We start from the raw sequence: 3,275 nt of genomic DNA on the forward strand, positions 1-3,275 counted from the left end.
TTGCGGTCATGACCGGGGCGTGGGCTTCGAGGTGGTCCCAGTCGACTTCGGCGACGGGCCGGTGAATCCAGCGTCGTCGCTTGTCCGGGGAGGGTGCTTGGCCACGGTGATGCATGAGCGCGTCGAGGCAGGTCTGTGACCGTGCCCACCAGCGGGATGTCGTACACGAACGCAGCCAGATGGGCCGTGCCACCCCCCGCGGTGGCCGGGTTCGGGCGGGTCACCTTGGCCAGCTTGTTGCCCGCGTACTCGAACGTGTACGGGTCCTGCCCCGGAAGGGTCAGGCTGGCCAGCCGCAACGACTCACCCGCACCCGTCCAGCCGTACCCGGTCGCCAAGCCGCTGCGGACGTCAACCGCTTGCACGAGCCGACCGGCGCTGTCGTAGCGGTATTCGGCCAACACACGGTCCAGATCGGTGTTGACCTGCGCGATGACCTGCCTCACCTGGCCCACGTAGTCACCCGGCGTGCTCGCGGTGGCTGTCGTCGCCGAGGCGTAGCTGACCTTCAACACCCGGCACCCCGCCGAGGGTGTACCCGCCACACACGCGGTCACCCCCTCCGGCAGCGGGGCGGTGATCGAGGTCACCCGACCCGAGGGGTCGTAGCCGAACGTCGTCTTGCCCGCCACCGCCGTCGTCCGCAAGCTCGGGCAGGCCGACGGCGCCGCCGTATTCGTGTTCTGGACCCGCACCAACCGGTCCCGCCACCCGGCCGGCAGGACCGCCATGTCGAGGTCGACGCCATCGATGCTGAACCCGTGCTGCTCCTCAAACGGTGACCACTCCCCAGCGACCCCCTCGATCAGGTCCGCCAACTCGGCGGTCACCGTGTTGTTGTCGGAGATGGGCAGCACGTCGACCTCCACCGACATGGTCGCCTCGACCGGTAGTTCGTCCTCGCCGAAGCTGCCCAAGATCGCCTGGGACCCCACGATGATCACCGCCGGATGCCCGATGATCTGGCACGCCGTCCGGATCGCATGCTCCAACTGGTCGCGTCTCATCGGCCGACCACCGCCAGCACCTTCGCCCGCTCCGACTGCGGCAACAATCCACCCAACGGCGACACCTCCCGCATCTGCACCGAGTCGGTGTCTAGGCCGGTCATCACACGGCGCAGCCCGGGAACGTCGCGCTGCTCCACCAACACCTCCCACCGGCCCAGGTTCGACACATGAGGTTCACCCTGAACGCGGTGCCGCAACCGCTCCACGTTCCGCCGGATCGTCGGCACCCAGTCGTCCAACACGCCGGTGTCCAGATGAGTGGCCAACTGGCGGTGCAGGCGCCAACTCCGCAGGTGCGACCGGTCCAACTCCACCCGGACCGGGCGACGCACCACCTCAAGCCGATACCCCAAGCACGACAGCAGCCGATCCAGCATCTCGTCGCTCATCTCGATCCGGCCCGACAAGAACTGACTGATACTCGGCTGCCGCACCCCACTCATCCGCGACAACTCCGACTGTGACACCTTGCTCTCAGTCATCACCTCGCGCAGGACCTCCCGACCACCCATGCCCGGACTATAGCATCCAGAGCTATGGGAAGGAGTGGTCCGCAAACGCACTACTCTGCCGCACTGTGCGCGAGGGTAGCCTGTGGCTTTCCGGTACCCGAGGCGCACACCCGCTTCTGCCGCGATCAGCCGATCGAGCAGGGGCTGTCGGCTCTGCAGAGCACTGAGACAATACGGGCGTGGAAACCGTAGGGCGAGCGTTGTCGTGGGTCGTCTGGCTCGCGATCGCCGTTGGCTGGGGTCTCATCCTGCTGCCCGGGATGGTGAAACGCCTTCGCCGTGATCCCCAACCACACTTCCCCTTGGTGCCGCTCGCTCAGCCGCTGGGACATGACGGTTCGGCGAACGCGTCGTTCTTCTGGGAGGCGGTGAGATCGGTGGTCTCGGGCGCGGTGAGCGCTCCCGGTGAGGAGCCGAACGAGGTTTGGGTGACGAGCAGCGCTCTGGCGCGAGGGGAGGGAGTGGTCCTTTCGTGGGACGAGTGGGGGCCCACGGTTGATGCGGGGACGTTCTACGTGGATCTGACGGAGCTGGGCGGTGAAGCGTTCTACGAACTCGACGTGGATACCGACGTCAGCGAGGTCTTCTGGATCGTGGTCGGTTATCTACGGGATGGGGTGGAGCGCCGCCAAGGGCGCGCCTGGGTGTACCTCGCGGAGGTGGGACTGTGGCACGCGTACTCGGGCTCAGTACGAATGAGTGACTTCGAGCCGGAATGGGCAGTTCAACTTCCCTCATGACACGAAGACGACGTGACTGCAGGACATCCGGATCTGCCGCGTGTGCGAGGGTGGCCTGTCGGCTGGGTGGTCACCCGAGCACGACCGCCCTCAATTGGCTCCCCTCTATGTCAAGGGGGTCATGACGCTTTGGGGAGTGGGGTCGTAGCATCGGTGCCAGCGGGTTCGGGAAGTGACTTCTTCGAAGTGTCGGTGTGGGGCTGTGAGCCGGCCGCGCTGGAGCCAGTAGACGCGCCCTGGTGTCCTCCCGGACCCGCCCCCGCGCCTTTGGTGTAGTCGGTGAGCATGGTGCGGTAGACGACATCGGACAGGCGCCGTTTCAGGCAGCGGAGGGCTTCCATGGCGGTCTTTCCGTCGGCTCGTTTCCGGTCGTAGTAGCTCCGTCCCAGGGTGGTCCGGGTGCGGAGTTGGACGATGGCCATGGTGTGCAGGACGCGGTTGATCTCCCGGTTGCCGCCGCGGGACAGGCGGTGGCGGACGTGGTCGCCGGAGGAGGCGTCGATCGGGGCGGTGCCGGTCCAGGACGCGAAGTGGGCCTTGGTCGGGAAGCGGGTCATCTGGCCGACAGCGACGAGGAGGCGGGCGGCGCCGGAGGGCCCGATGCCGTGCAGGTCGATCAGGCCGGTGCCGGTCTGGGCGACCAACGCCTTGAGTTCTTTGTCGGCGTCCTTGGTGCGGGCGTAGATGTGCTCGAGGTCGGCGGCGTACTCGACCGCGACTCGCTTGAGTGCCTGCCCGGCGGGATCGGTGGGGTTGACCTGCTCGAGCAGCAGCCGCGCTTGCCGGCCTGACAAGTACTTCTTCGCCCCGGCGGGGATGAGTTCCAGCAGCAGGGCGTGGAGCTGGTTGACCTTGCGGGTGTGTTCCTCGCCCAGGGAGCGGCGGCGTGTCAACGCCGGGCGAAAATTGACCCCTCTGCGCCGATGGAAAGTTGACCCCTCTCGGCGGTTTGTTGTTGGTTACTTGCTGGTCTGTGGGTCGATGGTCTGGCGGTGGCCGCGGGTGCGGTAGGA

Annotated in this window: 3 protein-coding genes and 1 pseudogene; 1 reads left to right on the forward strand and 3 read right to left on the reverse strand. The window is 66.9% G+C overall.

The annotated features are described in order from the left end of the window. Both ABD774_RS21355 and ABD774_RS21360 read right to left on the reverse strand, forming a co-directional pair. Positions 1–1,007 (reverse strand): annotated as a pseudogene (locus tag ABD774_RS21355) (hypothetical protein); the annotation flags it as partial. Then, positions 1,004–1,522: a helix-turn-helix domain-containing protein gene (locus ABD774_RS21360; RefSeq protein WP_208091037.1), complete on the reverse strand. Its 519-nt coding sequence runs from the start codon at positions 1,520–1,522 to the stop codon at positions 1,004–1,006. The pseudogene ABD774_RS21355 and the gene ABD774_RS21360, both read right to left, overlap by 4 nt. 179 nt (positions 1,523–1,701) lie before the next feature. Between ABD774_RS21360 and ABD774_RS21365 the strand changes: the two genes are divergently transcribed. After that, positions 1,702–2,262 (forward strand): hypothetical protein, encoded by a 561-nt coding sequence (locus ABD774_RS21365; RefSeq protein ID WP_345045753.1) that lies wholly within the window; start codon positions 1,702–1,704, stop codon positions 2,260–2,262. A gap of 119 nt (positions 2,263–2,381) precedes the next feature. Here ABD774_RS21365 and ABD774_RS21370 read toward each other — a convergent pair whose 3' ends face one another. Continuing rightward, positions 2,382–3,155 (reverse strand): transposase, encoded by a 774-nt coding sequence (locus tag ABD774_RS21370; RefSeq protein ID WP_345045755.1) that lies wholly within the window; start codon positions 3,153–3,155, stop codon positions 2,382–2,384. Positions 3,156–3,275 lie beyond the last annotated feature (120 nt).

The organism is Georgenia daeguensis, assembly GCF_039537705.1.
Lineage (GTDB): Bacteria > Actinomycetota > Actinomycetes > Actinomycetales > Actinomycetaceae > Georgenia > Georgenia daeguensis.

Bases quoted from the DNA above. Each gene is read 5' to 3' on its own strand.
- ABD774_RS21360 (WP_208091037.1), bottom strand. From the start codon at position 1,522: ATGGGTGGTCGGGAGGTCCTGCGCGAGGTGATGACTGAGAGCAAGGTG.